The organism is Luteolibacter pohnpeiensis (genome assembly GCF_016595435.1).
Lineage (GTDB): Bacteria > Verrucomicrobiota > Verrucomicrobiia > Verrucomicrobiales > Akkermansiaceae > Luteolibacter > Luteolibacter pohnpeiensis.
The window spans coordinates 14,312-38,633 of the sequence record NZ_JAENIJ010000033.1 but is presented as its reverse complement, the minus strand read 5'-3'; the positions used below and the strand labels follow the sequence as shown (position 1 = coordinate 38,633).

The following is a 24,322-nucleotide window of genomic DNA, read 5'->3' as shown; positions in this document are numbered from 1 at the left end:
AACCAAAGCCGGAACCAAAGCCGGAACCAAAGCCGGAACCAAAGCCGGAACCAAAGCCGGAACCAAAGCCGGAACCAAAGCCGGAACCAAAGCCGACTACCAAAAAATCGAAAAAATCACCACGCAAACCACGCCAGTAGGAAAAATAATTCCTGCCTCAGATTTTAGCCATTCGCCCTCTCATGCAACCAATCGACAAAGCCAACGCCCTCACCGAAGCACTGCCCTACCTTCAGGCGTTTCGAGGAAAAACTTTCCTGATCAAAATGGGTGGCTCCGCGATGGAAAATCCGGAGCTGGTGGCCAAAGTCATGCGGGACATCGTTTTCCTCGAAGTCGCTGGAATCAATCCCATCGTCGTCCACGGCGGAGGAAAGGCGATCTCGGCCGCGATGGAAAAAGCCGGCCTTGAGGCGAAATTCATCGGCGGCTTCCGGGTCACGACCGATGAAGCCATCGATATTGTTTCCCGCGTTCTATCGGACGAAATCAACCCGGGCATCGTGCGCATGATTCGCGATTTCGGTGGCAAGGCAGTTGGGATTCCGGGGAATGACGTGTTCTTGGGAGAAAAACTCAAGGCGACCGATGCCGAAGGAAATCGGGTCGATCTCGGCCGCGTGGGTGAAGTCGTCGGCTGTCAGTTGAGCCAAATGGATGCGGTCCGCAGGGCGGAGATCGTGCCGGTGATTTCACCACTCGCCTGTGAAATTTCGACCGGAAAATCATTGAACATCAATGCCGATCTCGCAGCTGCAGCACTGGCCAAAGAGCTCCGCGTTGCCAAATTGGTTTATCTTTCCGATGTGCCCGGCCTGCTGGCAGATCCGAAGGACCCATCGACCTTGATCAAATCGGTGACTCGTTCAGAAGCAGATCAGTTGATTGCCGATGGAACGATTTCGGGCGGCATGATTCCAAAAATTCGCAGCGCGGTGGATGCCTTGAATGCTGGTGTCCGTAAGGTCCACTTCGTGGATGGACGCCTTCCGCATGCCTTGCTACTGGAAATTTTCACCGACGGAGGAATTGGCACCGAGGTGGTGCGTTGATTTCCCGGCAGGCTTCGTTCCGGTGAAAAGCTGATCACAAAAAAAGCCCTTCGCGGATGAACGCGAAGGGCTGTGAAATTCGATAATTTCCGCAGGATCAATTCCAGGATTTGACGTCGTCCGGTGTGCCGGCAACTTTGTCGGCTCCAATGGTGCAGGTAGCAACTCGTTTGCTAGGTAGTGTTTTCTCCATGCTGCCCAATTTTACAGTGACCTTTTCTTCGTAATCTTGATCCAAAAAGATGGTGTAAGGATTACCCCATGGATCATAGAGCCCCGTGTATTTACCACTGTCAGACATGGTGGCACCATCAAGTTTGCCTTTGGCCTGTTTCAGCTCCAAAAACTTGATTTTCTTTGGGTTATCATCGCCGTCATCAAGACCTGCGAGAATATTTAGCAGACGAACGCCTTCAGGGCTGTCAGTGCTAACGCTCGATCCAACATCAGGAATGCTGCTATACTCGTTATAATAACGATTTACGGCAGAATCAATGCCGGTCGCCATGGCGGTGGCGACTGTTTTACGAGCTTTATTGATTGCTTTACTTCCGACAACAAATGCGGCGGAGGCAAGCACCATGATGATCGTGATCACGACCAGAAGCTCAATCAGGGTAAATCCGGATGTCCGGCGGAGCCGGTTTGAAGACGGGGTTTTCATGTTGCAGGAAGGGTTCAAATTCAGGGGCGCATTTCCAGTACGAAAATTGGGAACTTGGATAAGACTGAGTCCGAATCCACGTATCGTTCACAAGGTAAATACATAAACAATACCGGGGATCACTGCAATTTTTTTCTCAACGCTCGCCAGCCTCTCCCAAATTTTGCACCATCTTCCCATGTCCGGTGAAAATCTCAGTCAATCCATCCTCGATCTCATCGGTTCTCCCGGCGCCCGGCCGATGACAAAATCTGAGATCGCCCGCAAGCTGGGCATTCCCCCTAAGCATCGCGCCGCCTTCCGCGGAACGCTGGATGCCCTTGTGGAAAATGGGAAAATCACCTCGGAGAAAAAAGGCCTCTATCAAGCGCGCGTCCGCTCGAACAACCGCCTTGCCGGCACGCTGAAATTTCATCCGAAAGGCCACGGCATGTTCTTCCCGGACATGGCCGATGAACAAAACGCCGCCACCGGCATCGACCTGGTCACGAACAACCGCATCATGATCAACCGGCGCGACACCGGCACCGCGCTCGATGGCGACCGCGTGCTGGTGACGATCGAACGGGCCCACGCCCGTCGGCCATTTCGGACCCGCCAGGAAATGACGCCGGAAGAACCGGAACTCCGCGCGAAAGTGGAAAAAGTTCTGGCTCGCCGGTCGAACCGCGTCGTCGGCGTGTTTCGGTCGAAAGGAAAATACAACTCGGTGGAAACCGATGATAAAGCGATTGAAGGCCTCATCGACATCACCGGCGACACCACCGCCCAACCGGGACAGCTTGTCGTGGTGGATTTGTCCCAATGGAAGGACCGGAACTCGACCCCGCGCGGTCGCGTGATTGAGGTGCTCGGTTGGCCAGGCGATCCCGGCGTCGATATCATCTCGGTGATCCATCGCTTCGGCCTCCGCACCTCCTTTCCTGACGACGTGCTGGATGAAGCACGCAGCGTCCCGGAGACTCCGGAAGATCAGGAAATCGCCCGCCGCGAGGACTGGCGCGACAAGCTGGTCATCACAATCGATCCCGCCGATGCGAAGGATCATGACGACGCGATCTGGCTGAAGAGAAACAAGAACAGCTGGACCCTCGCGGTGCACATTGCCGATGTCTCGCATTACGTGAAACCCGGCACCCGGATGGACAAGGAAGCGTCCGAACGCGGCAACTCAACTTACCTCGTCGATCGCGTTTTGCCGATGCTGCCAACGGAACTTTCTAACGGCATCTGCTCGCTGAAACCAGACGTCGATCGCTTGACGAAATGCGCGCTGATGGAGATCGCGTTCGACGGCCGCGTGCTCAAGGCGACGTTTTTCGATGCCGTGATTCACTCGCGCGCCAAGCTTTCCTACGAACAAGCGCAGACGATTCTCGATGGCAAACCGGCGCCGAAGGGCTCCGCCCGTGGTCTCGCGGTGTTGGTTCGCGAAGGCTGGAAACTCGCGTCCGCCATGCGCAAACGCCGCTTTGCCTTTGGCGCGCTCGATCTCGAAATGCCGGAGATCAAGGTGAAGCTGGATGAGAACGGCCACGCGGTCTCGTCCGAACCGGTGATCCACACCGAGAGCCATCAATTGATCGAGGAATGCATGCTCGCCGCCAACGAGGCCGTGGCCAAAGTGCTTCGCGAGCGCCAGAAGCCATCGATTTTCCGCATTCACGAAGATCCAGATCCATCCCGCTTGATGGACTACACGGAGAACGCCAAATTGCATGGCTACAAACCGGGTGACCTCACCAACAAGGATCACATTCAAAAGCTTCTCGATGCCGCCAAAGGGACACCGGAAGAGCACGTGATCAAACTCGGCCTGCTGAAATCGCTCAAACGCGCCGCGTATTCAGCCGAGCCACTTGGCCATTACGGCTTGTCGAAAGCGGACTACACCCACTTCACCTCGCCGATCCGCCGCTATGCCGACTTGGTGGTGCATCGTTCGCTTCAGCCGTTTCTCAAGAACCCGCCAAAGCCGGTCGATCGCACACCGTCACAGGCCGATCTGCGGGAATTTGCCCGCCATATTTCCGACACCGAACGCACGTCAGCAGAAGCCGAAAGCGAGACCAAACAGATCAAGTTGCTGGAATACCTCCAGCACGTCCTCAAGACCGAGGACGAACGCATTTTCGACGGACTCATCACCGATGTCCGCCCGATGGGATTGATGGTGGAAATTCCCGACATGGGCGTACGTGGCGCGGTCAAGCGCGAGGATTTGCCAAAAGGCCGCTGGCGTTTTGAGCAACACCGCATGGCCTGGGTATCATCCGAGGGAAATGTCATTCAACTCGGCATGCGCATCCCTTTACGAATCACCTCCATCAACACCGAGCGCCGATTCGTCGATTTCGCAGTCGCAGGCAAGCCAACCACAGAAGGAACCCACACCCCCAGCCCAAAGGGAAAAGGCAAAGCCACAAAAGACAAGGGGGCTGGCAAATCTTACAAGGCAAAGCAAAGCTCACAAAAAGCGAAGACCAAGAAAAGTGGGGTCCTGGAAGTTGAATCTAAAGGTAACTCAACCGCGAAGAAATCCCGCTACGCCGACATAAGTTCCAAGCCGTTCAAAAAAGCCCGCTACGGCGGTAAATCTGGCAAGCGTAAGAGGAAGTGAGAGATTTCAAAGGCAGGACGGGGGCTGAGGTTTAGCTTGTCTTAGAGCAAGTGGATGTTTTAATTGCGGCACGCCTATTGATAGCAACCCTATCCTCGCATGCTTTCGATTTCCTTTTCAGCTCTGTTTCGTGGCTTTGCTGTCGCGTCCTCCATTCTTCTCACTACCACACTGGTTTCCGCACAGCGCCCTGGCCAGCCTCGACCTGGGTATTTAAGGAGTAGTAATTTGGATAATGGTAATTATCGACCAGTAATTGCATCTGAGGCAGACGGGAGTATCTTGGTCGCTGAATCCATTTACCGCAGTACGTCCAATGGTATCCAGAGGTTCTTCCCGGATTATGTCGATGACCTCAAATTTGCGAATCACAAGGATCTGGATTTCGCTCCCGATTTAAGGATAGGCGCTGAGTTCCAGACGCAAATCTACGTTTTAGCAGATTCGAGAATATTGGTTTGTGGTACGTTTAGTCCGGATGGTCAATCAACGGTCCCGAAATTGCAAATTCTCCATCATGATGGCACTTTAGATCCAACATTTGCAACAGATTACGATGGTGTCGTATCATCCGTAGTGGTGGAAGGGGATGGTAAATTTCTCATTCAAGGTGTAGCTGGAGAGGGCGAAACTAGCACACCATTTTTTCTCCGATTAGCCGATGACGGCACAACCGAGCAGGAGTTTTCGTGGAATCCGGACGGTGAGATTGCATTTATTCAGCCTTTGCTAGATGGTCGGATCGTGGTTGGAGGCTCGTTTGAGCACTTGAATGGTGAGGCCGCTGCCAAATTGGCGATGTTAAATTCGGACGGGACAACAGATCATTCTTTCCAAGCCGATTTAGTCGGTAGTGCTGGACCTTTTTTTCCACTTCCGGATGGAAAGTTCCTAGTAGTTGAATCCACTGTAACTGAAGAAACTACTCAAAAGCGTTTGATCCGTCTCAATGCGGATGGAACACGCGATTCACAATTTTTAGCGGCTCCAGGATTTGAGGTCGATGGGATGATTCCTCAGGTAGGGGGAAAGACCATCGTTTGGAGCACCTACGGCGGACATTTGAGTCGCCTGCTTGCCGATGGAAGCTTGGAGTCGGATAGCACCTTCAGTGGGAATCTATCTACGGTATCGACAATAGGTCAATTACTTGTTCTTTCGAATCAATGGATGCTGGGTTCTGGTGTGCTTTTAACGACTAAGGGCGTAGGAAACGATGCTCGTGCTCTGGGGCTGTTTTATAATGACGCAACGGTCACCACAATGTCGATTGATGAAAACCGAACGCTTACCTTCACCCAGGCCGGTGGTGCCCCGGAGGCATCCTGGATTGCTTTCGAAGTGCTGCAGACCGATAGTAGTAACTGGGAATCATTAGGAGTTCCAACATATAGGGATGGATCCTGGGTAGTTGAAAATTTACCAGAATTCCCGGTTGGCAGTACTATCCGAGCTATGACGCGGAGCAATGCCAATAGAAGTATTGAGGCGACCTATTTGAGTGTTGGGGAATTATCTGAATCTCAATTTGCATTGCAAGATCAAGGAACATTGCTGACTCCATCTTCAGAATTAGAGCTAGGCAATGTGCTTCCAACTTTCAACTATTCCAAATATTATCAGCTTACGAATTTTAATAGTTCTGTTTATCCTGGTATTGTCGCCGAAATCACCGGCCCGGATGCAGATGATTTTACCGTAGACTTTCAGTCAGGGCCACTTACTCCTTTGGGTGCTAAAGCATTTCGTATTGATTTCCAGCCTGACGAAGTTGGGGAAAAATCGGCGGTTTTATCGCTATCAGTCGAAGGGTCGGATTTGCCTCCGATCTCCTATGTTCTCAAAGGTACCAGTGCAATGGTATTGTCTCCGCAATTGATGTCGAATACCTCGTCTATAATTACGGCCACGCAATCTGATTGGTCTTCATATGAAATCGGGAGCCCAAGTTTGGAATATGAACCTTATCCAGGTCTTTTTATTCCTATCATTAGTGGTTATAGTAAATATGCCTTCAAGGATATTGATCAAGGTCAGGAAATTACCCTGGATTACGAAGGGCGTTCGTATCAGTTTATTGCGACTTATATCGGTGGAGATGGAAATGATTTTGGTTTGATATATGAAAGTCCTGGCGTCCCGGTTAGCGATGTGTCGTTGGGGAATTTTAGCTCAAGCGTGGTGGAGATTGCAGTAGCACCAGATGGTATGGTTTATCCCGGACTGGACCCTTTCGGAAGCGTAAAGCCAGGCGTATCTCTCATGCTGCCAGATGGAAAGCTTGAGATGGTCGATTATTCGCTGACAAAGAGAGATTTTGAGGGTGTGGTTGATCCGAATTTTTCAGCCTCTGAATTTAACTTTGATATAATGACTTTGCAGCCTGATGAAAAAATCTTAGGGGTAAGATACGATCAGGTTCCTCGTGAATCAGGGGATGGATACACCACTGTAAAACACCTCCAAAGGCTGAACCCGAATGGGACAGTCGATCCCACATTTATCGAGCAGGATGGTAGTCTAGTGAAACGTATGGGGGTTTGTCCGGATGGAACAATCCTTGTGCTATATGGTAATGAAACAGGCTATCCCAGATTACTAGGAAAGTTATTGAGCGATGGCAGCCTTGACACGTCATTCAATACTGTGACAGCCGATAGGAATATTGACGATTTCGTAATAAGACCTGACGGCAAAATTATCCTTGGTGGTGAATTCAAAACTTTAAATGGAGTAGCTCTGAAATCCCTCGCGTTATTGAATTTAGATGGCACTCTCGTTGAAGGGTTTCCCTCGACTCCTGCCAAGACTTCGGTTCGGGCGATCGCGCTTCAGTCCGACGGTAAAATGATTGTCGCATATTTCCGTGTCTCTGTTCCTGACCAACCGGCTATTTGCCCACTCTATCGATACTTCTCGGATGGTGAAATCGATCCGAGCTTTCAAGCCCTGGCGAATGACTATGTAAATGTCATTTCCTTGGATTCCGATGGTTCAGTGCTAGTGGGTGGTGACTTCACCGAAATCTCCGGAATTCCTGTTGAGAGAATCGCAAGGTTACGGAACGATCCATCTGAAGCAAGCTTCGAGTTGAATGATTCTGAAGTTCCAGAATTGATTGTTGGTGGGACTTGCGCAGCGGTTGATTTCGTGAAATTCGAGCTTTCTGCGACGGGGGATTCGAATTGGAGCCCGCTTGACGGGGAGTGCTCGGCTAATGGTAATTGGAGGGTTATAGCTTCTGATTTACCTTCTTCGGGATTGATTCGGGCAACCTGGTTTAGTGGTCTCACCGTTACGGGTAAAAGCTCTTCAATTGGCGAGTTATACTTGGATTTAGGTGAACTAAAAAGAGAATTTAAAATCGAGCATCCCTTAATTGACTCTGCAGAGAGCATTGTAGATTTCGGGGATGTTCCGGATAATTTCTATCATGAAGAAAGCTTCGTGATTCGAAATACCGGAACTCGTTCACTTAGGAATGTGAGCGCTTCGATAACTGGATTAGGCTCAGAGGCATTCCGGGTTACTAGCACAGATATTGGAACCTTGCCGGTTTTGGGGACAGCAGTGCTAACAGTTCGATTCGATACATCTGTGCCAGGAGTCCACGAGGCGGTCTTGCATGTCATGGCTGGCGATTCATCGGATTTAGAAGTATTAGTTAATCTACGTGGTGGTGCTGTTGGAGGAGAATACAATCCTCATTTCTTCTATCCGGAGGGAATTCCATTGCGAGTTGGAAACGACTCAGGATCATTGGCAGGGCTAACGCTAGGCACGATATTACTGGATTTTGCACCTGAACCACTGAGTGTCCTCACGTTGGTGAATTATACCACACGACCAACTGAGGAGATTGCAAATTTGCCAGATAAAGGCTATGTTGTTATTGAATATCAAGGAGTAGATTATACATTTTATATAACTTACGACGATACAGGAATTCGTCTTTCCGTGTTAGGGACGGGTGTTCCGGTTGTGAATGCCTTTAATGAACTGATAGTATCGGGATATCAGGTTTCTCAAGCTATCCAAGATGTGAATGGAGATATTGTCATTGGGGGGATTAGAAATGATGATGGAATTTATTCTCGAATTCAGAAGTACTCCATGAGTGGTGTATTGAATTCGGCGTTTGTGTCAGATCGATTTTTGAATGTCAGATTCATTGCTTCTCTGGTTGATGGTCAAATTCTTGTAGGTGGAACACGTTGGGATATGCCGAGTGAGCTTTCTCTTTTTAAATTGAATGGCGATAATGGATCCATAGACACGGCCTTCACCGCAGATACAGGAACAGGTTATGTTGCTTGTGCGGCTCCAGCTCTAGATGGTAGTGTCTTTTTGGGTGGTAAGTTTAATACCTATAACGGGGATATTTACGGTGGAATTGTAAAATTAAAATCGGATGGATCGGTTGATGAATCATTCAAGCCCACTGGGACATCAGGTTCGGTCAATGATATCCTGCCAGATCGGCTTGGAGGAGTATATGTTGCCGGTGATTTTCAATCGTTCAATGGTGTAGACTGTTCTGGGTTGATTCATCTTTTGAGAGATGGGAGTATCGATGTTGAATTTACGCCTGCCTATTCAGGAATATTTTCGCAAATTGCCTATCAAGACAGTGGTCTGTTGATTTCTGGTCAGTTTACGGATTCTGAATCAAATGTGGAATTTCACTTGAGGCGAATTACAACTGCTGGTGAAGATGATCCTTCATTTATTTCGGCCACTGCAGATATAATCTCACATTTCTCAATTCAGGGAGATGATAAGATAGTTGTATCTGGAGATTTCCTTAAGGTTGATGGGGTTGAGACTCCATATATTTGCCGGTTGCTGCCAAATGGTGCATTGGATAAAGAATTTAGTCCTAATATTTCCTATTTCATGGGGGGGCGTTCTCAAATTCAAATTACACATTTGAGCGATGGAAGTTTATTGGCTAGAGCGAATGGAGGAGGTGTGAAAATTCTAAAGGGCGAGACCGCGTCATTTGATGCATTTTCCCCAAATCCCGAAACCTTGCAATGGTTTCCAAGAGGGAGTGGCCCTAGCTTCAGTCAGGTTGGATTCGAGATTTATGCTCCAGATTCTACTAAGCATTCGGTGTTTACTGATCTAGGTCTAGCTCATCGAATTTCAGGGGGGTGGGAGATTGCGACCTCAGATCTGTCAAATTCCGGACAGATTCGAATTAAAGCCGTTATCTTGAATACCTCATCCAGCTATCGTCAATTTTCCCCTAGTAATTTTACAGGAAGAACTTCGCCAATTGATGACTGGAGAGGTACACAATTCGGAATCATACAAAATTCTGTTTCTGCCCGAAATTTTTCAGACGCTGACGGTGACGGCATAATCAACCTATTTGAATATGGTCTCGGGACGAATCCAAATAATCCAGTGCCAAATAAGATGCCCCAATGGAATATGAAAGATGGCACTTATGAAATCGAGTTTGATGCTCCAGATCTATCAGATTATACTTGGGGAGCAGAGTGGTCCCCGAATCTTGATAGTGAAGAATGGCAAGATTTGCCCCGACTTGGATCTGGCAACCATTATCGCTTTCAGGCACCTGTTGGAGTCAGCTCGAAGATGTTCGTCCGTCTCAAATTTTATTCAAAAGATTAGTTTGATAAAAAGCTATTCATTTATCTCTATCATTCCCGGTGAAAGATCGTGGATAGCTTAATGCGCGCGGCGGAAAAGCAAAGGGATCAATCATGGGCGCTGGATCGAGCAATCGCCTTTAAACTCAGCTGCCCCTCACGGCTCCACAACCACGGACATTCTCAACTGAAAATCACCCAGACGGAGTTTCAAGTGCGACTTGCCAAGGCGGCCCAGCAACTCAGCCGTCGGTGCTGTTAACAAACCAAAGCTGGTAACGAACAATGTAAAGTTGGTAACGAAAAACCCCTCATTGTCTGTGACATACCTTCGAATTTTCCTCACCCACTTAGGCCCCCATTCTCCCGATATGTGATGGTCCAAGGCGAACTTCCACGCTTGAGGACTCATCCCAAGAAAGTCTCCGACGTACCATCAGAATCCACCCCCGCCCTACAAAGAAGCCCCTCCAACCTCGCCACCCAACCGCGACCGCAATAAACCCCTAGGTTTCGCGCCAAGAAGGGAGCGCCAGCGTCCCGCCGGCTTTCTTCATCCCAAAGCGCCTCCAAAAACCCAAGAGGCCACATTCGTTGAGAGAAATCGTGTCGGAACCGAGGAGCAGATGATTCGATCCGCCCGGGGGAGCCGACGTGTCGGGCGACGGGCATGGTGATGTGGGGGTAACTTCAGACTTCCGAGATGATAAAGCTTGAGAAGTTCTTTGGGATATTGAAAAACTTAAAATAAGGACTCTAACGGCTGCTCCCGCTCCATAAGTGCATCAAGAACGTTGTATATGGATTCGTTCAAAGGGCGTCCGCTTAAATATTCCAAGAGGCCAGAAATGGTGCCTGTGTAGTGAACTGCTAGTCGAGGATTGAAAATGCAATAGCGCGTCCAAGAGTATTTCTTGGAACCAAGTCCGCAGAACAAATAACAAAGAAGTTGTCGCAGGTCGGTATATTGAAGATTCCGGTTCACAGCCTTCACTTCGAATAACGTATCAGCATCAGCAAAGTCTCCTTCCATTAAGTTTAGAACGCCAGCACCTCTGATCCGCGGGCGAAACTGAAGCACGGAATTTTCCGGCAGCGTTCTGAAGAATTCGGAGTAAACATCAAGAAGCGCATTTGCTTCAGTTAACTCCGACCGAGTCACGCTTGATATCTTTGGGTGTCCCTTTAGCCGTGCAATGGTGGCTTCTGCACGCACTCTCGCCTGTTCTAGGTCTGGCTCTTTGTATGGACTTGATTGGTAGGTCTCTCGAGCAAGCTCGAAGGCCAGTTCTGAAACGAGATCGAATCTCTCCACCTTTTCGCCAATCGGAACCGGCAAGACAACTTGACCCTCGATATCGAATAGTCGGATTTTGTTCTCGGCGTTGAATCGCCTCACGTAAGCGGTATCCAGAAGCGGGAAGTGACTTTTCCAGAACGAGTGAAAATATTCCGAAAGCTGTTTCTCAGAGATCATAGTGGGACCTCCTTAATTAGCTTCATTCGTTCTTTGTACCATTTTCTCACAATATTCTGATCAGGGGAGAGAGTAAGCTTGATGTGGTCCAACCAATGTTTGCCTTCGTCATTCATATGATAAGCTGCAACGATAAACGCTTTACGTTCCCATTTAGATAGTGTGTCAAACCTTCCCAGAATGTTAGAAAGCCAGTAAGTCGCCCCCCATTTTGTCATGATTAAAATGATCTCCTTCCTGATGAGGGGCGACTGGTTGTCATCATAGAGTTTAATCAAAATGGTCTCCTTCTCGCTTGATCGGCGTTGCCCAAATACTTTGAGAAGGTAGGCAAGATTGAGATCAATGTGGATCAGGTGAGAATCCTCATTGAAGAGCCCGATCATTGTCTTATCAGCGAGGTCCTTGGTCTTTTCGTCGAGATCCTCGTATAGGCTCCGGAAAAGGCGCATGATATTGCTGAACACTGGCGCGAGAGTTTCGAGGCTTTCGGGTTTGAGTAGCGCTTGAACTGCGCCGCCCCGATGCTCAGGTGCCAATGCTCTAATTGCAATGATTGCCTGTTTCGTGATTTGAGTATCGATATTTGACTTAGCGATCTCACGGGAAAGAATCCCTACAATATCGATCGAAGAAACCGCATCCTTTAGAGACTCGTAATCTTCCTCGGCTGTTGGCGAGTAGGGATCGTAACGTAGGGATAAGCGCATGAGCCTTGCCTCAGGAGGTAACTCGGAAGGATCATCTGTTTCCGTGAAATCGAGATAGGTCGACGCGTCCCGTAGTTCCTTGGCCGTAAGGATCCGGGTTTTCGTCTTCTGCAATGACAGGCCTTCGTTGAAGAGCAACTGAGCAAGAAACGCCAAATGATTGTATGCCTCCTGCTGCGAATTCGCAAAAATGTGGAAATCATCAACGTATCGGCAAAACGGGATCTGCTTTCGGTGGAGAAAGGTATCTACCGGATTGAGGGCAAGCTCAGCCAGAATTCGTGACGCCGGCCCCCCTATAGGTAATCCGTAGGAACGAGTTTGTGAGAACTTGGAGAAAAGGGTCTTGATGCGTTTTGGATAATCAGTAGTCAATCCCAGCCGCAGCAGCTCGTTTTCCAGTTTATGGTGCGAAACTCGAGGGTAGAATTCGGCAACGTCGGCAACCAGAACGATCGGGTAGGTATGCGACATCTCAATCGCCCTCTTCTTATAATCTCTCCAAGTAGAATTGCCAAAGAGGTGAGCCGAATTCGGATCGGGTCGAAAGCGGTAAGAAAATACCGTACGTTCAGTCTCTGGAATTCGTTTGGCCTCGATTGACTCAGCGACCAGGAGCACAAGCGCCAGATAATACAAGTTCCATATGGGGTCTATCTGTGTAGCCCAACGAAAGGCAGTATATCCTAACGGCGCTAGCGCATTGATGTTTTCAGGAGGGTGGCTGGCCAGATACTGATGGAAAGTCCTGTCAATCTCTTCGAGCGCCTTGACGACCTCGTCGATTTTATCGGCGCATGGAAATCTATCGAGCGGCGAAGGAAAAATGTCCGTATCGCCGAATGCGGCGACGTTCTTTGCCGCTAGTCGAAAAGCTTCGTCTGGTGTCATTTTCAAATGGCTCCTCTAAATGCAGTTGTAAGGTCGGGTTGACGTAGTCGGTTATAAGGGGGGGGATTTGGCGAACGAGGTCCGCTTCGAGTTGGTCGATGCCGGTTGCGTGGGACTTCGTTGCTGTCTGAACCGCAAAGGCGCGAAGTTCGCTAAGTTCCAATTCTGTGAAGTCTTTGTCAGGGTGGTGCTGCGTGAACATTGGTTCGAGAGTTTTTCCCTCGGCGGGCAGAACGGAGTTTGCGTGGATTCTTCCACCCCGCGTTCTCCGGAAATCGACTCTACTTCCCGCCGCGAACTTCACTTCGTTCTTCAACCGAGAGACCCACCCTACGGCGCTCAATGGAGTGTCGGTGGGCTTGTGGGCAACGGATTCAGGGGCAAACATTAACGGGTTTTCTAGGGGGAAATCCTAACTGCAAGAAGTCACTAGTTAGTTATTCGCTGAGAGGCAAGCTTGCTGATAGTTAAAATGTGTCTTTGTTAGTTGAACGTGAGGCAACTCAACCTTCAAAGCGACACTCCGCGGGCGATGGACTTGGATGCCTATATCGCTGAAACTTTCGAGATCCTCGCCACCGATTCTCCCGAGGTTTTGGTTGAAGCCGCCCGCTTTCAGCGCGAACAGGCTGGCCCCGGGGAGCACCAGTTTTTCAACGACCTCAACGAGGCGCTGGAAGCCGAGCCGATCCCGGTCTGATGGCTGACAAATGGGCCGGGCGACTCCGCTATTGGGATGCATTTCTACCGATCTGAACCCTTTGCCGGTCCGTAGGGGCCCATGGGGCAAGGGGCTTGTCAGGTCGGGGCGATCTGACATTTATTTAGACAACATGAACTTACTGAATTCTCCCGATCTCATCCCGAAGACGAAATGGTGGAACCGTGCGTTGCGGTTGGGGCTGCTGTTGAGCGCGGTGGGTTGGGGGATTTCGTTTACGTTCCTCTTTGCTTCGTGGGAATCCTGCGCGGAGCAGTTGATGGGAATGGGGGCGAACTTTATCGAGTATGATCCGATGCTGGATTATTGGTTGCGGATGACTGCGGCTGCATTTGGTGGGATCGGTATTGCATCCGCCATCGCCTGCATCTGGCCTGACTCATTCAAGGGCCTGATTGTTTTACTCGTCCCTTTTCATCTGTTCGTCGGGGTGATCCTGGTCGGGGCAGCGAAGGTCAATCATTTGCAAAGTGACATGCATCCGACGTTCATCGCCGATATCACGTTTTGCTTCTCGGTCGCGCTTTTGATCGGCGTGCCGCTTTTGGTATCTCGATTTTTGAGTGCGGAAAGGCAAAAATGACTTGGCTTTTTCTGCGTGTGTGGCTAGGCAATAGCCAATCATGTTGGAACGCGTTGAGGCAGCAGATCTTGTCAAAGAGTTGGCATTCGATGGGCATTCAACCCGCTCTATTTTGGCAATGCTGGAAAAGCGCAACTGGGGCGCTGTGCTAAGTCGTGATGAAATCGATGATCTGATCCGGGCAGCGCGTGCTGCTCAGAAGGTGATTCCTGCCCGGCCATCCCGCTTGTGGCCGAGAGCGATTGGTATCTTTGCGATGCTGATCGGTGTCGTCAGTCTTGTTCTGAATTCGCCTAGCTCCGTTTCCATGTTAGGGCGTTATTCCCCCGGCCGTTACGGGGTTTTGGCGATCTTGTTAGGTCTGGTTCTGCTGATCCATCCGCAATGGGGGCGGGAGGATGTTTGATGGCGGAGCTGTAGGGATTTGCTCATCAAAAAGCCCTGCTTTCCCAGCCTAAGCTTGGGATCACAGGGCTTGAACTGGCAAGTCGTGGGGCGAACCACGTGTTTGCCGAGGTGGTGGGATGGCAATTATTTCTTCAAATCTTCCAGCGCCGATCCAGGGCGGCTGTCTTCCGCAGTGCCCCATTTGTAGTTCGGTGCGGAGGTCATCTCGAATGTGACGTTGCCGCCTTTGGTGATCTCCGAGTGATCGAGGAAGGTGCGATTGAATGATCCGCCGTTGAGGGTTGCTGAGCCGATGTATGGGCGCTGCGGTCCGTTTGCCTTGGCATCGATCACGAATTTTTTGTCTCCCGGAAGCGAGAGCGTGATCCGGTCAAACAGGGGGCTGCCGATCATGTATTGGGTGGTGCCGGGGCACATCGGATAGAAGCCCATCGCGTTGAATACAAACCAGGCAGACATTTGTCCGGTGTCTTCATCGCCGCAGAATCCATCCGGGGTCGATTGATAAAGGCGGGTCATGATTTCACGCGCGCGGGCCTGGGCTTTCCAAGGCTGGCCAGCGTAGTCGTAGAGATAGATCATGTGCTGCACCGGTTGGTTGCCGTGTGCATATTGGCCCATGTTGGCTGCGACCATTTCGGTCATTTCATGAATCATGCCGCCGTAGGTGCCGACATTGACATCGGGCGGAGTGTAAAAAACGCCATCCAGTTTTTTGGTGAATGCGTCCTTGCCGCCGAGCAGGTCAATCAAGCCGGGAATGTCATGGAAGACGCTCCAAGTCCATTGCCATGGATTTCCTTCGGTGAATGGGCCACCCCATTCGGTTGGGTCGAAGTTTTCGCGCCAGGTGCCATCGCTCTTGCGGCCACGGACGAAGCCGACTTCCGGGTCGAAGACGTTTTTATAATTCAGCGCGTCCTTGGCGAATTCGTTCATGTCATCGGTGCGACCGAGTCCTTTGGCCAAAACCGCGGCGCAAAAGTCATCGTAGGCAAACTCGAGTGTTTTCGCCGTGGCTTCGCGGTATTCCGGATAGGGCACGTAACCGGATTTCTGATAGAAAGCGGCACCGTCGCGACCCAGCGATTTGTTATTCTCCGGGGATTGAGTGTTGGCGTCGTGAACCATGGCATCCATGGCTGTTTTCACATCAAAGGTCCGAATGCCTTTCACCCAGGCATCGGCGAACAATGAGAATGAGTGGTTGCCGATCATGCAATCGCGATGACCCGGGCTGGACCAGGCTGGCAGCCAGCCGCTCTGATCGTAAACGGCGACCATGCTTTGCATGATTTCCGTGCTGATTTCAGGGAACAGCAAATTGTAGAGCGGGTGAGAGGCGCGGAAGGTGTCCCACAATCCGGTATCGGTGTAGAGATAGCCTTTATGGAGTTTCCCATCGAACGGGCTCTGATAGATCGTGGTCTCATCCGAATCGAGCTCGTAAAAGCGGTGCGGGAAAATCACGCTCCGGTAGAAGGCGCTGTAAAACGTGCGCTGCTCTTCTTCGGTGCCGCCTTCGACTTTGATTTTGGCGAAAGTCTCATTCCAGGTCGCGTCGGCTTTTTGTTTCACCGTGTCGAAATCCGCATCGCCGATTTCACGTTTCAGGTTCAGCTTCGCTTGATCGAGACTGATGAATGACGAGGCGACTTTGCAAGTGATCGGCTCGCCTGCTTTGACATCGAACTTGAGGTAGCCGCCGCAGTGGCCGCCTGAAATTTCGGTTTCACCGGCTTTCGTGGAAAAATCATCCCAGGTTCCGTAGGCGGTGAAGGGCTGATCAAAAACGATGACGAAATGGTTCGCGAAATTGTCAGGAACGCCGCCGTGGTTGTTGCGGCAAATCCCGGTCACCGTGCGCTGGTCCGGGGAAATCTTGATCTCCGGGCCGCCGTCGAATGGGTCGACCACGATGTAGCCTTCACCGGATTGTTCGAATGTGAATCGGAAGCTGGCGGCGCGGACGGTTGGAGTGACTTCCGCAGTCGCCTTCGGGGTATCCAGATGGACGCTGTAATAGGCTGGCGTGGCGATTTCTGTTTCGTGGCGGAAATCGGACGCGCGATCCTCCTCGTTGACTGCCAGTTTTCCGAAAACCGGCATCAGTGAGAAATTCGCATAGTCACCGATCCATGGGCTTGGCTGGTGGGTTTGGCGAATGCCGCGGATCTTGTTTTGGCGATATTGATAATAGAACCGGTCCTTTGCAGGCTGGGTGTAGGGAGCCCAGACATTCATCGGGAAGGGCAGGGCAATGGCCGGAAAGGTATTGCCATGGGAAAATCCGCCGGTCGAGTCGGTGCCCTGCAATGGATTGGCCAGATCGACCAGTGCTGGCGGCTTCGATTGCGCGAACGCCAGGCTGCCCGGAAGCAATAGCATGGATAGTAGAACGTATTTCATCAAATTCTAAGCGTGAATGGGTTTCAGATCCGGGAAGGATCGAAACATGGGAATATCATGAGGAGGCTGAATCACAAGGAGATACAGTTTCCTGGGAAACTGCCCTCCGAAAACGCAAAATTCGGGATCGATCTTTCAGGGTAGCCTACGCGATGACGGCCACGGGATCACGTAATGGTGGACGCGCGGTTTTTCTGCCATGTTTCATTCGTCAGCGCGAAAGGCCTCCCCCCAGCCAGCCGAGCTGACAAAATCCCCCCGACGCCCCCCACGCAGATTCCCCCAACGGAACAGATTGATGGAAGAAACGGCAGAGGGAGGCCTCCGACCCCTCTGCGGTTTCGGCTTTTGGATCAGATCGCCGGGTCAGGTAGCGCAGGGTTCGCGGCTTTGAGTGATTTCCAGGCGTTATCCCAATGATACTCAGGTAAATTCTTGGATGGTTCAGCGGGCCAAACCACGTCGTTTTTCCGGTCGTATATGATCATGAGAGGTAAGGACGGCGACCCTGTGTAGCGGTCCAAATGAACCTCGCCTTGAGAAGCAATGCAGAAAAAGCGGCCATCCGGTGTGTTCGCGTAGATGCAGGGCTCAATTTTACCGAGCGTCCACCCGGTATGAGTCCACTCGGGCATGGGATTTCCGTTACGAATCAGCCGATAAAAAACGTTGGTCGAAATATCTCCATCCTGCTGGCTTGCCATTTCCAATCTTCCAACACCATCGATCCGGACTTCCCCGATCTTTTTCATGCGCGGCAAGTTCCAAAAGATGAGCAATCCAAGCCCACCGGCCAGCACGATAACAAAAGCTAGCAGACGCGGAATGAGCCGCCTGACCTCCTGGCGGTAGGAAGAATTTCCGAGAAGGTGTTTCACGTGACTTGGATTACAGCAAGTTGACTAAAAAATCTCCGTTTTGCAAATGGCAACAGGGCAATCACCGATAAAGACACAAATGGTGACGCTCGAAGACATAGACGCCGGGCTTGGTTTGCGGAAAAATCCCGGCGATTTACCCCAAACATCGCCATGCAGAAATTGAGAGAAGCTTTTCCAAACCTTTCCCGTCGCGCCGTTGCGGCGGGGATTTGCACCGGACTCATGGCGCTTGCTTCTACCTCGGCAGCAGTCGAGGTAGAAGCCATTTACCATCTGGGAGAAAATGAAACCCAGTCCTCGAATCGTCCCACCGATAGTTCTGGGAAAGGCCGGAATTTTTCCAGTGAGCTGAATGGAGGCAGTGTCCAGATTTCATCGGAGCAGCCACCTTTTGGATCGACTCGATACTACACTTTCAACGGCACCAATCAGGGATTTTACGATGTCAATTACAACGCGCCGGAGAACAACATCGGGATCGAGGCATGGGTAAAGATCGGTGATTTAACGCAAAGTGACCGCACGATTTTCAGCACCGGAGGAAATGAGGGAGGGCTGCAAATTGCTTATAACATCAACGCTGGTGGTTTATGTGGGGCATTGGCCGGGAAAACTTACGTGGGAAAAAGTTACGTGCCATCTTCCACCAGTGAGTGGGTGCATGTGGCATTGGTTCGCGATGCCGGAACGACCACCTTCTATGTGAATGGCGTAGCTTGGGGGGACTCGAACACTTCCATTCCGAATGATGGCAGCGTGTTGCATTTGGCGGTGAATTCAGGTGCTGGAGCGTATTTCAAGGGCGCGGTCGACGAGGTGCGGATTTTTTCCTTCGAGGCAGGCACGTTCGATCCCCATGATTTGCTCTGGTATCAGTCGCCGACCGCCGATGCTCCGCGTTTTCTGGAACAGCCCAAGGACTTTGCCGTCCGTGAAGGTGGCATTGCCCGGTTGACGGCAGAGGTGGCCGGTGGCGAGCCGCTCAACTATCAGTGGATTCGCGATGCGGACTCGGCCGTAGTTGGCTCGGATGCCATTTTGGATATACCTGCATTTTCCGCGAATCTCGCAGGAGCTTATCATTTGAAGGTGAGCAATGCATTGGGTGAAGCCACCAGCTCCTCGGCGAATCTGAGTATCACTCCCTATCAAGAGCCCGAACCTGCGACCGTGCCCTCCAAATTCCAGCAAGCGCAGATCGATCGCAAATACGGCTTATTTTGCCATTTCGGGATCAATACGTTTCTCGATCAGGAGTGGAGTGATGGCTCGGCTTCGGCAACTCGTTACGCTCCGACAGCGATCGATGCGGACCAATGGGTGATGGCGGCGAAGGAAGCCGGAATGCGCTATTTCATTCTAACAACCAAACATCATGACGGTTTTTGCCTCTGGGATAGCAAGTGGACGACTTATGATGTAGGGGCTTCCGGAAATACGACGGACGTCGTAAAAGCCGTATCCGATGCCTGCCGTCGTCACGGTTTGAAGTTCGCGATCTACTATTCGTTTTGGGATCGTCATGAACCCTCTTATCGGGCTGCAGATTTCAGCGGTTACATCACCTACATGAAAAACCAACTCACCGAGCTCCTTACCAACTACGGGCCGGTATGCGAAATTTGGTTTGATGGCGCATGGGATCGCCCGGCAGAAGATTGGAAGGTTCCGGAAATCTATGACTTGGTGAAGTCGTTGCAGCCGGAATGTCAGATCACGGTGAATCGGAATATTGGCCTTCCCGGTCTTGGTTTGGGAAGCAACGACATTCATCCAACGGATCAAAAAGAAGGCGATCCGATCCGGTTTTTCCCTACCGACTTCCGCACCCATGATCCAGAAATGCCTGCATTCCCGGATAACAAATTATTCCAGCATGGCGCGGAGCTTTATTACCTGCCATTCGAAGCTACTGTTACGATGTCGCCGGATGATGAGTGGTTCTATCATCCGGATCAACTGGGCTCGAAGTCGCTGCGATCTCTGGAAAGATATTTCGATATCGCTACCGCGCAGAACAATATCCTCGTTTTCAACGCGCCACCGGATCGGAACGGACGGCTGTTAGATAGCAATGTCGCGACCCTCAAGGAATTGGCATACAGGCTCGGGTTGGAGCCGGGCCGGCCTTTTCCTAAAAACCTGGCAGAAGGTGCCACCGCATCCGCGAGTTCGGTTTGGGATAACAACACGGCGAATTGGGGCGCATCGTTTGCGATCGATGAAAATCCCGATTCACGATGGGCGGCGGCGAGTTCGGATTCAACGTCATCCTGGTTGGAATTGGATTTCGGAGCTGAGACGGTTTTTGATCGAGTGATCCTGAATGAATATCTGGAAAACGGCGTGGGGCGCGCCAAGACTTTCGAGTTGGATGCGTGGTCCGATGGCGAGTGGCAGTCCGTTCATCAGGGCACGACCATCGGTGAGTCATTGCGGGTGGATCTTTCTCCCGTCACGACTTCGAAACTGCGACTGAAGATTCTTACTTCAAGCGGGCCGGTATCGATATCCATGTTGAAAATTCAAAACTCCTCCAAGCCCGATCCTTCGACTTCTTCCTATAAAGTCTGGCAACAGCAGGGGTTCTCGACCGCAGATATTGAACAAGGACTGGCGGAACCAGACCATTCGCCCGGTGGGGACGGGGTGCCGAATGTGATGAAATTCGCATTGGGAATCACGCAACCCAAGCGGCCGGTATCCTCAGAAATGATGCCGAAACTCGCCATGGAAGATGGAGCCACGTTTTCATTTTTTCGTGCGACCCAAGATGCCGTCTATCAAGTCGAACAATCTCAGGATTTGTTAAATTGGGAGGAGCTCATCACCAATCCAGGTGAAGTCGGGCAAATGGTTCAGGTGAGGATTGCCGATGATGAAGCCGGTGCGAACTTTGTTCGCTTATGGGTGAATACAGATCGGTGAATGGTGGTGCATTCAGAGAGGTGGTCGACTTTCAAGGTTGTTGCGGAAATGGATACAAATAACAACCAAAGTGTGCATGGACGCTTTCTCATGATGTCGGCAGTCTTTCCCGGATTGTAACTAAATTCGTATGAGACCTATTATCTTCAGCAGTTTGTTAGCCGGCCTTTTGGTTCAGGGAACCGCTTCGGCAGCGATCAACGTGATCGCATATTATCGCATGGGCGAAGACGGAACTCTCACCAATGGCAGTGCCGTCGATAGCTCAGGGAATGGCAATGATATCCTGAATGCAGTGAATGCAACCGGGATCACCGTTTCAACGTCAGATCCAGCTCCTGGCTCGACTGCGTATTATACCTTCGATGGATCGACCCAGGGTTTCTATTCCAGCAATTTTGCTCCAGATGATAACTTTGGCATCGAGGCTTGGGTGAAAGTCGGTGACCTGATGCAGGGTAACACCACCATCTTCAGCACCGGTGGGAATGATGGAGGCCTGCAATTGTCTTTTGATAATGGATCGCTCGCGGGTGCGTTGGCCAGTTCGAGTTTCGTCGGAGATGCCTACACGCCGTCTTCTACCGATGAGTGGGTTCATCTTGCCTTGGTGCGCGCGGATGGAGTGACGACCTATTACGTGAACGGCGTTGCCTATGGCGATAGCACGAGCGCAGGAATCAACTCCGCAAGTACGATCCATCTCGGAGTCAGTTCAGGGGCGTCCGCCTACTTCAATGGCTCCATCGATGAGGCCCGCATCTTTACTTTTGATTCCGGTGCGTTCTCCACGAGCGATCTGCTGGCGGTTCCAGAACCTTCAATCGCATTGTTAGGATTGTTCGGATTCGGCGGGATGTTGTTCGCGCGCCGCCGATCCGCCTGACAGGCACTATCGTTTCATTGCTGCTAGGGAGCTGCCCTTTGAAGGTTTCGTGCATTGGCCTTCAAAGGGCACAATCCGCACACCAAGGATTTGACTCAATGAGAATCTGCATCGCTACGATTGCCCGGCAGGCTGTCCTTGCGATAGCGGGCAGGTGGCTTGCCGGTGATCTTGGTGAATACGCGGGTGAGATAGTAGCGATTCGGGAAGCCGGTGCGCTCGGCGATTTCCTCGATGCTGAGATTCGTGTTTTCCAACATCCTCGCCGCTTCACGAATGCGAACCCGCGCGATGAAGCGCGGCACGCTCATGTGGTATTCGCGTTGAAACAGGTCAGACAAGGTCCTTGCGGAAATTCCAACGGTTTGCGCCAGCCGCGAAACTTCCAATGGCTCGGCATAATGCTTGGCGATGTAGGCCGCGATTTTCAGCGCGTTTGGCGATCTTGGATGATCGTTCCACGGAATCTCCGGCCGCGTGAAAACGGAATGAAGCAGCGCCGAAGTTTGATGCAGCACGTTGAAGTGTTTGCGCGGATCATTACCGATGATGATCTTGGAAATCGCAGTCACCCAGTCCAGCTCATGCTGACGGATCGGGAGGATGACGGAATCGCCCTTCTTGAGGGCGAGATCTAACGAAAAGTTGACCCAAAAGTGGCGGACTTTTCCCATTCCCCGCGAATCAAAAACCTGATGATCTGGAATCAGAACCATGTTTGCCGGTTCCAGCGGAATGGTGTGGGATCGAAAAACCACATGGTGACCCGGATCGAAATTGTAATAGAAACGCCAGAACGGACTCACCGTATTTGGGAAAATCCACCAATCGTTTTCTTCCAGATAACCGACCTCGTGAATGAGAATTTGCCCTTCATCCATCGGGCCTCCGAGAGCTGAGAATTCCATGCCAACACCGGAATGCGGATGTTCATAGCAACCTCGATTGATGCGTGGTTCTGCGGAAAAAGACACAAATGAATGACTAAGGGGACATCGACGGCTTGTCAATGCCGTGGCAATCTGGAGCAGAAACCTCTGCAGCCGTCTTTTGAAATGATTCGATTCTCTATTCCACTTAGCCTTGCGATCAGTGCTATTTTTCCGCTCGTGAGTGTCCATGCCCAACCATCGTCCCAGGCCGTCCGTCCGCTGTCGGAGCTTCAACAGGAGTTCGTCGATCTTCGGTTCGGCATGTTTATTCATTTCAACATCCCGACTTATCAGCCGTCGGACTGGGCGGATCCGGAAGCTTCTCCTGAGCTTTTCAATCCCAAGCGGCTCGATTGCAACCAGTGGGCGGAAGCCGCGCTGTCAGCGAAAATGTCCTATGGCTGTCTGACCACCAAGCATCATAGCGGCTTCTGCATTTGGGACACCAAAACCACGGACTACGGTGTGATGAGCAGTCCCTACAAGCATGACGTGGTGAAGGAATACACCGATGCGTTTCGGGCCAAGGGCCTGAAGACGATGCTTTATTATTCCATCCTGGATACTCACCACAAAATCCGTCCCGGGCACATCACGCCTGCGCATATCGAGATGATCAAGCAGCAGATCACCGAGCTTCTCACGAATTACGGAGAGATCTCCGCATTGGTGATTGATGGCTGGGATGCTCCATGGTCGCGGATTTCCTACGATGATGTTCCATTTCAGGAAATCTATCAATTGGTCAAAAAACTGCAGCCGAATTGCGTGGTCATGGACCTGAATGCGGCAAAATATCCGCCTGACGCGTTGTTCTATGGCGATATCAAACCCTACGAGCAAAATGCAGGACAGCATATCTCGAAGGAAACGAACCGCCTTCCGGCGATGTCCTGTTTGCCATTGAATGCTGCGTGGTTCTGGGAGCCATCGTTCCCCAATGATCCGGTCAAAGATCCAGAGAAGCTGGTGAAGGACAATCTGGTTCCGTTCAACGATGCTTACTGCAATTTCATGCTCAATGTCTCGCCGAACAGCGATGGTTTGTTAGATAAAAATGCATTGGCGGCATTGAAAAAAATCGGCTCCTTGTGGAAACCCAAACGCACCGAATCCAAGTTGCCACCAGTGGCAGCGCCGATCATTTCTTCCAACCTTGCCAAGAATAAACCGGCGGATTCGAGCTGGAGCGATGACATGTGGATCATGGATTTCGCGAACGACGATGATTTCGGCACTCCATGGAGATCCAATCCCTCGGTTGAGAAACCATGGTTGGAGATCGATCTCGGCAGCGGAGTGGAATTCAACACCATCACGTTTTTTGAGCCGGAACATCGCATCGAAAGATACAAGCTTCAGGTGTTTGCCGATGGCGCGTGGAAATCCATTCCAATGACTCCAGTGGAGAAGCAAGGCCGTCTAACCATTCACCGATTTGAGCGGATGAAGGGAGATAAAGTGCGGATCTCGATCGAAAAATTCAGCGCCCCGCCTGCCATCGCTGAATTTGGCGTCTACAACGAACCTCGCTAGGCG

The 24,322-nt window shown here is 51.1% G+C and carries 16 protein-coding genes; 10 read left to right on the top strand and 6 right to left on the bottom strand.

Features of this window, described 5'->3' with window-relative positions; genetic code table 11:
- Positions 1-182 precede the first annotated feature (182 nt).
- Entirely contained in the window at positions 183-1,052 is an 870-nt protein-coding gene (argB, locus tag JIN85_RS16665; RefSeq protein WP_200272891.1) for an acetylglutamate kinase, read from the top strand.
- Positions 1,053-1,149: 97 nt separating this feature from the next.
- Here argB and JIN85_RS16660 read toward each other — a convergent pair whose 3' ends face one another.
- Positions 1,150-1,716 carry a type II secretion system protein gene (locus tag JIN85_RS16660; RefSeq protein ID WP_200272890.1) on the bottom strand — a complete coding sequence of 189 codons (567 nt, stop codon included), beginning with the start codon at positions 1,714-1,716 and terminating at the stop codon, positions 1,150-1,152.
- A 178-nt stretch (positions 1,717-1,894) separates the two neighbouring features.
- Here JIN85_RS16660 and rnr point away from each other — a divergent pair, with 178 nt between their 5' ends.
- Both rnr and JIN85_RS16650 read left to right on the top strand, forming a co-directional pair.
- Positions 1,895-4,336: a ribonuclease R gene (rnr, locus tag JIN85_RS16655; RefSeq protein WP_200272888.1), complete on the top strand. Its 2,442-nt coding sequence runs from the start codon at positions 1,895-1,897 to the stop codon at positions 4,334-4,336.
- Between the two features lie 99 nt (positions 4,337-4,435).
- Entirely contained in the window at positions 4,436-9,979 is a 5,544-nt protein-coding gene (locus tag JIN85_RS16650; RefSeq protein ID WP_200272886.1) for a choice-of-anchor D domain-containing protein, read from the top strand.
- Between the two features lie 720 nt (positions 9,980-10,699).
- Here the strand turns inward: JIN85_RS16650 and JIN85_RS16645 are convergent.
- Together JIN85_RS16645 and JIN85_RS16640 are read right to left on the bottom strand one after the other, a co-directional pair.
- Positions 10,700-11,434 carry a hypothetical protein gene (locus tag JIN85_RS16645; RefSeq protein ID WP_200272884.1) on the bottom strand — a complete coding sequence of 245 codons (735 nt, stop codon included), beginning with the start codon at positions 11,432-11,434 and terminating at the stop codon, positions 10,700-10,702.
- Complete coding sequence (locus tag JIN85_RS16640) at positions 11,431-13,035, bottom strand: RNA-directed DNA polymerase (RefSeq protein WP_200272882.1); 1,605 nt, start codon at positions 13,033-13,035, stop codon at positions 11,431-11,433. Before JIN85_RS16640 ends, JIN85_RS16645 begins: the two co-directional genes overlap by 4 nt.
- Positions 13,036-13,102: 67 nt before the next feature.
- On the opposite strand from JIN85_RS16640, the gene JIN85_RS16635 reads away from it, so the two are divergent.
- The 4 genes from JIN85_RS16635 to JIN85_RS16620 all read left to right on the top strand — a co-directional run bounded on the left by JIN85_RS16635 (position 13,103) and on the right by JIN85_RS16620 (position 14,745).
- Positions 13,103-13,426 (top strand): hypothetical protein, encoded by a 324-nt coding sequence (locus tag JIN85_RS16635; RefSeq protein WP_200272880.1) that lies wholly within the window; start codon positions 13,103-13,105, stop codon positions 13,424-13,426.
- Between the two features lie 141 nt (positions 13,427-13,567).
- Positions 13,568-13,735, top strand: a complete 168-nt coding sequence (locus JIN85_RS16630) for a hypothetical protein (protein WP_200272878.1) — start codon at positions 13,568-13,570, stop codon at positions 13,733-13,735.
- 133 nt (positions 13,736-13,868) lie between these two features.
- A complete protein-coding gene (locus JIN85_RS16625; RefSeq protein ID WP_200272876.1) occupies positions 13,869-14,339 on the top strand; it encodes a hypothetical protein in 471 nt (156 codons plus the stop codon).
- Between the two features lie 40 nt (positions 14,340-14,379).
- On the top strand, positions 14,380-14,745 hold the full coding sequence (locus JIN85_RS16620) for a hypothetical protein (protein WP_200272874.1): 366 nt from the start codon (positions 14,380-14,382) through the stop codon (positions 14,743-14,745).
- Positions 14,746-14,870: 125 nt separating this feature from the next.
- On the opposite strand, the gene JIN85_RS16615 is transcribed toward JIN85_RS16620, so the two are convergent.
- Both JIN85_RS16615 and JIN85_RS16610 read right to left on the bottom strand, forming a co-directional pair.
- Positions 14,871-17,156 (bottom strand): GH92 family glycosyl hydrolase, encoded by a 2,286-nt coding sequence (locus tag JIN85_RS16615; protein ID WP_200272872.1) that lies wholly within the window; start codon positions 17,154-17,156, stop codon positions 14,871-14,873.
- A 353-nt stretch (positions 17,157-17,509) separates the two neighbouring features.
- Entirely contained in the window at positions 17,510-18,034 is a 525-nt protein-coding gene (locus tag JIN85_RS16610; protein WP_200272870.1) for a hypothetical protein, read from the bottom strand.
- A gap of 153 nt (positions 18,035-18,187) precedes the next feature.
- On the opposite strand from JIN85_RS16610, the gene JIN85_RS16605 reads away from it, so the two are divergent.
- Positions 18,188-20,965 carry an alpha-L-fucosidase gene (locus JIN85_RS16605; protein ID WP_200272868.1) on the top strand — a complete coding sequence of 926 codons (2,778 nt, stop codon included), beginning with the start codon at positions 18,188-18,190 and terminating at the stop codon, positions 20,963-20,965.
- A 130-nt stretch (positions 20,966-21,095) separates the two neighbouring features.
- Entirely contained in the window at positions 21,096-21,851 is a 756-nt protein-coding gene (locus tag JIN85_RS16600; RefSeq protein ID WP_200272866.1) for a LamG-like jellyroll fold domain-containing protein, read from the top strand.
- Between the two features lie 95 nt (positions 21,852-21,946).
- Here the strand turns inward: JIN85_RS16600 and JIN85_RS16595 are convergent, their stop codons facing one another.
- Complete coding sequence (locus tag JIN85_RS16595; protein WP_200272864.1) at positions 21,947-22,759, bottom strand: AraC family transcriptional regulator; 813 nt, start codon at positions 22,757-22,759, stop codon at positions 21,947-21,949.
- A 147-nt stretch (positions 22,760-22,906) separates the two neighbouring features.
- On the opposite strand from JIN85_RS16595, the gene JIN85_RS16590 reads away from it, so the two are divergent.
- The gene (locus JIN85_RS16590; protein WP_267906682.1) at positions 22,907-24,319 is read left to right on the top strand and encodes an alpha-L-fucosidase; all 1,413 of its coding nucleotides are present in this window, start codon (positions 22,907-22,909) and stop codon (positions 24,317-24,319) included.
- The last annotated feature ends 3 nt before the right edge of the window (positions 24,320-24,322 follow it).

What these genes read in the sequence shown, in the direction of transcription:
- argB (WP_200272891.1), top strand. Translation starts at nt 183, where the DNA reads ATGCAACCAATCGACAAAGCCAACGCCCTCACCGAAGCACTGCCCTAC.
- JIN85_RS16660 (WP_200272890.1), bottom strand. Translation starts at nt 1,716, where the DNA reads ATGAAAACCCCGTCTTCAAACCGGCTCCGCCGGACATCCGGATTTACC.
- rnr (WP_200272888.1), top strand. Translation starts at nt 1,895, where the DNA reads ATGTCCGGTGAAAATCTCAGTCAATCCATCCTCGATCTCATCGGTTCT.
- JIN85_RS16650 (WP_200272886.1), top strand. Translation starts at nt 4,436, where the DNA reads ATGCTTTCGATTTCCTTTTCAGCTCTGTTTCGTGGCTTTGCTGTCGCG.
- JIN85_RS16645 (WP_200272884.1), bottom strand. Translation starts at nt 11,434, where the DNA reads ATGATCTCTGAGAAACAGCTTTCGGAATATTTTCACTCGTTCTGGAAA.
- JIN85_RS16640 (WP_200272882.1), bottom strand. Translation starts at nt 13,035, where the DNA reads ATGACACCAGACGAAGCTTTTCGACTAGCGGCAAAGAACGTCGCCGCA.
- JIN85_RS16630 (WP_200272878.1), top strand. Translation starts at nt 13,568, where the DNA reads ATGGACTTGGATGCCTATATCGCTGAAACTTTCGAGATCCTCGCCACC.
- JIN85_RS16625 (WP_200272876.1), top strand. Translation starts at nt 13,869, where the DNA reads ATGAACTTACTGAATTCTCCCGATCTCATCCCGAAGACGAAATGGTGG.
- JIN85_RS16620 (WP_200272874.1), top strand. Translation starts at nt 14,380, where the DNA reads ATGTTGGAACGCGTTGAGGCAGCAGATCTTGTCAAAGAGTTGGCATTC.
- JIN85_RS16615 (WP_200272872.1), bottom strand. Translation starts at nt 17,156, where the DNA reads ATGAAATACGTTCTACTATCCATGCTATTGCTTCCGGGCAGCCTGGCG.
- JIN85_RS16605 (WP_200272868.1), top strand. Translation starts at nt 18,188, where the DNA reads ATGCAGAAATTGAGAGAAGCTTTTCCAAACCTTTCCCGTCGCGCCGTT.
- JIN85_RS16600 (WP_200272866.1), top strand. Translation starts at nt 21,096, where the DNA reads ATGAGACCTATTATCTTCAGCAGTTTGTTAGCCGGCCTTTTGGTTCAG.
- JIN85_RS16595 (WP_200272864.1), bottom strand. Translation starts at nt 22,759, where the DNA reads ATGGAATTCTCAGCTCTCGGAGGCCCGATGGATGAAGGGCAAATTCTC.
- JIN85_RS16590 (WP_267906682.1), top strand. Translation starts at nt 22,907, where the DNA reads ATGATTCGATTCTCTATTCCACTTAGCCTTGCGATCAGTGCTATTTTT.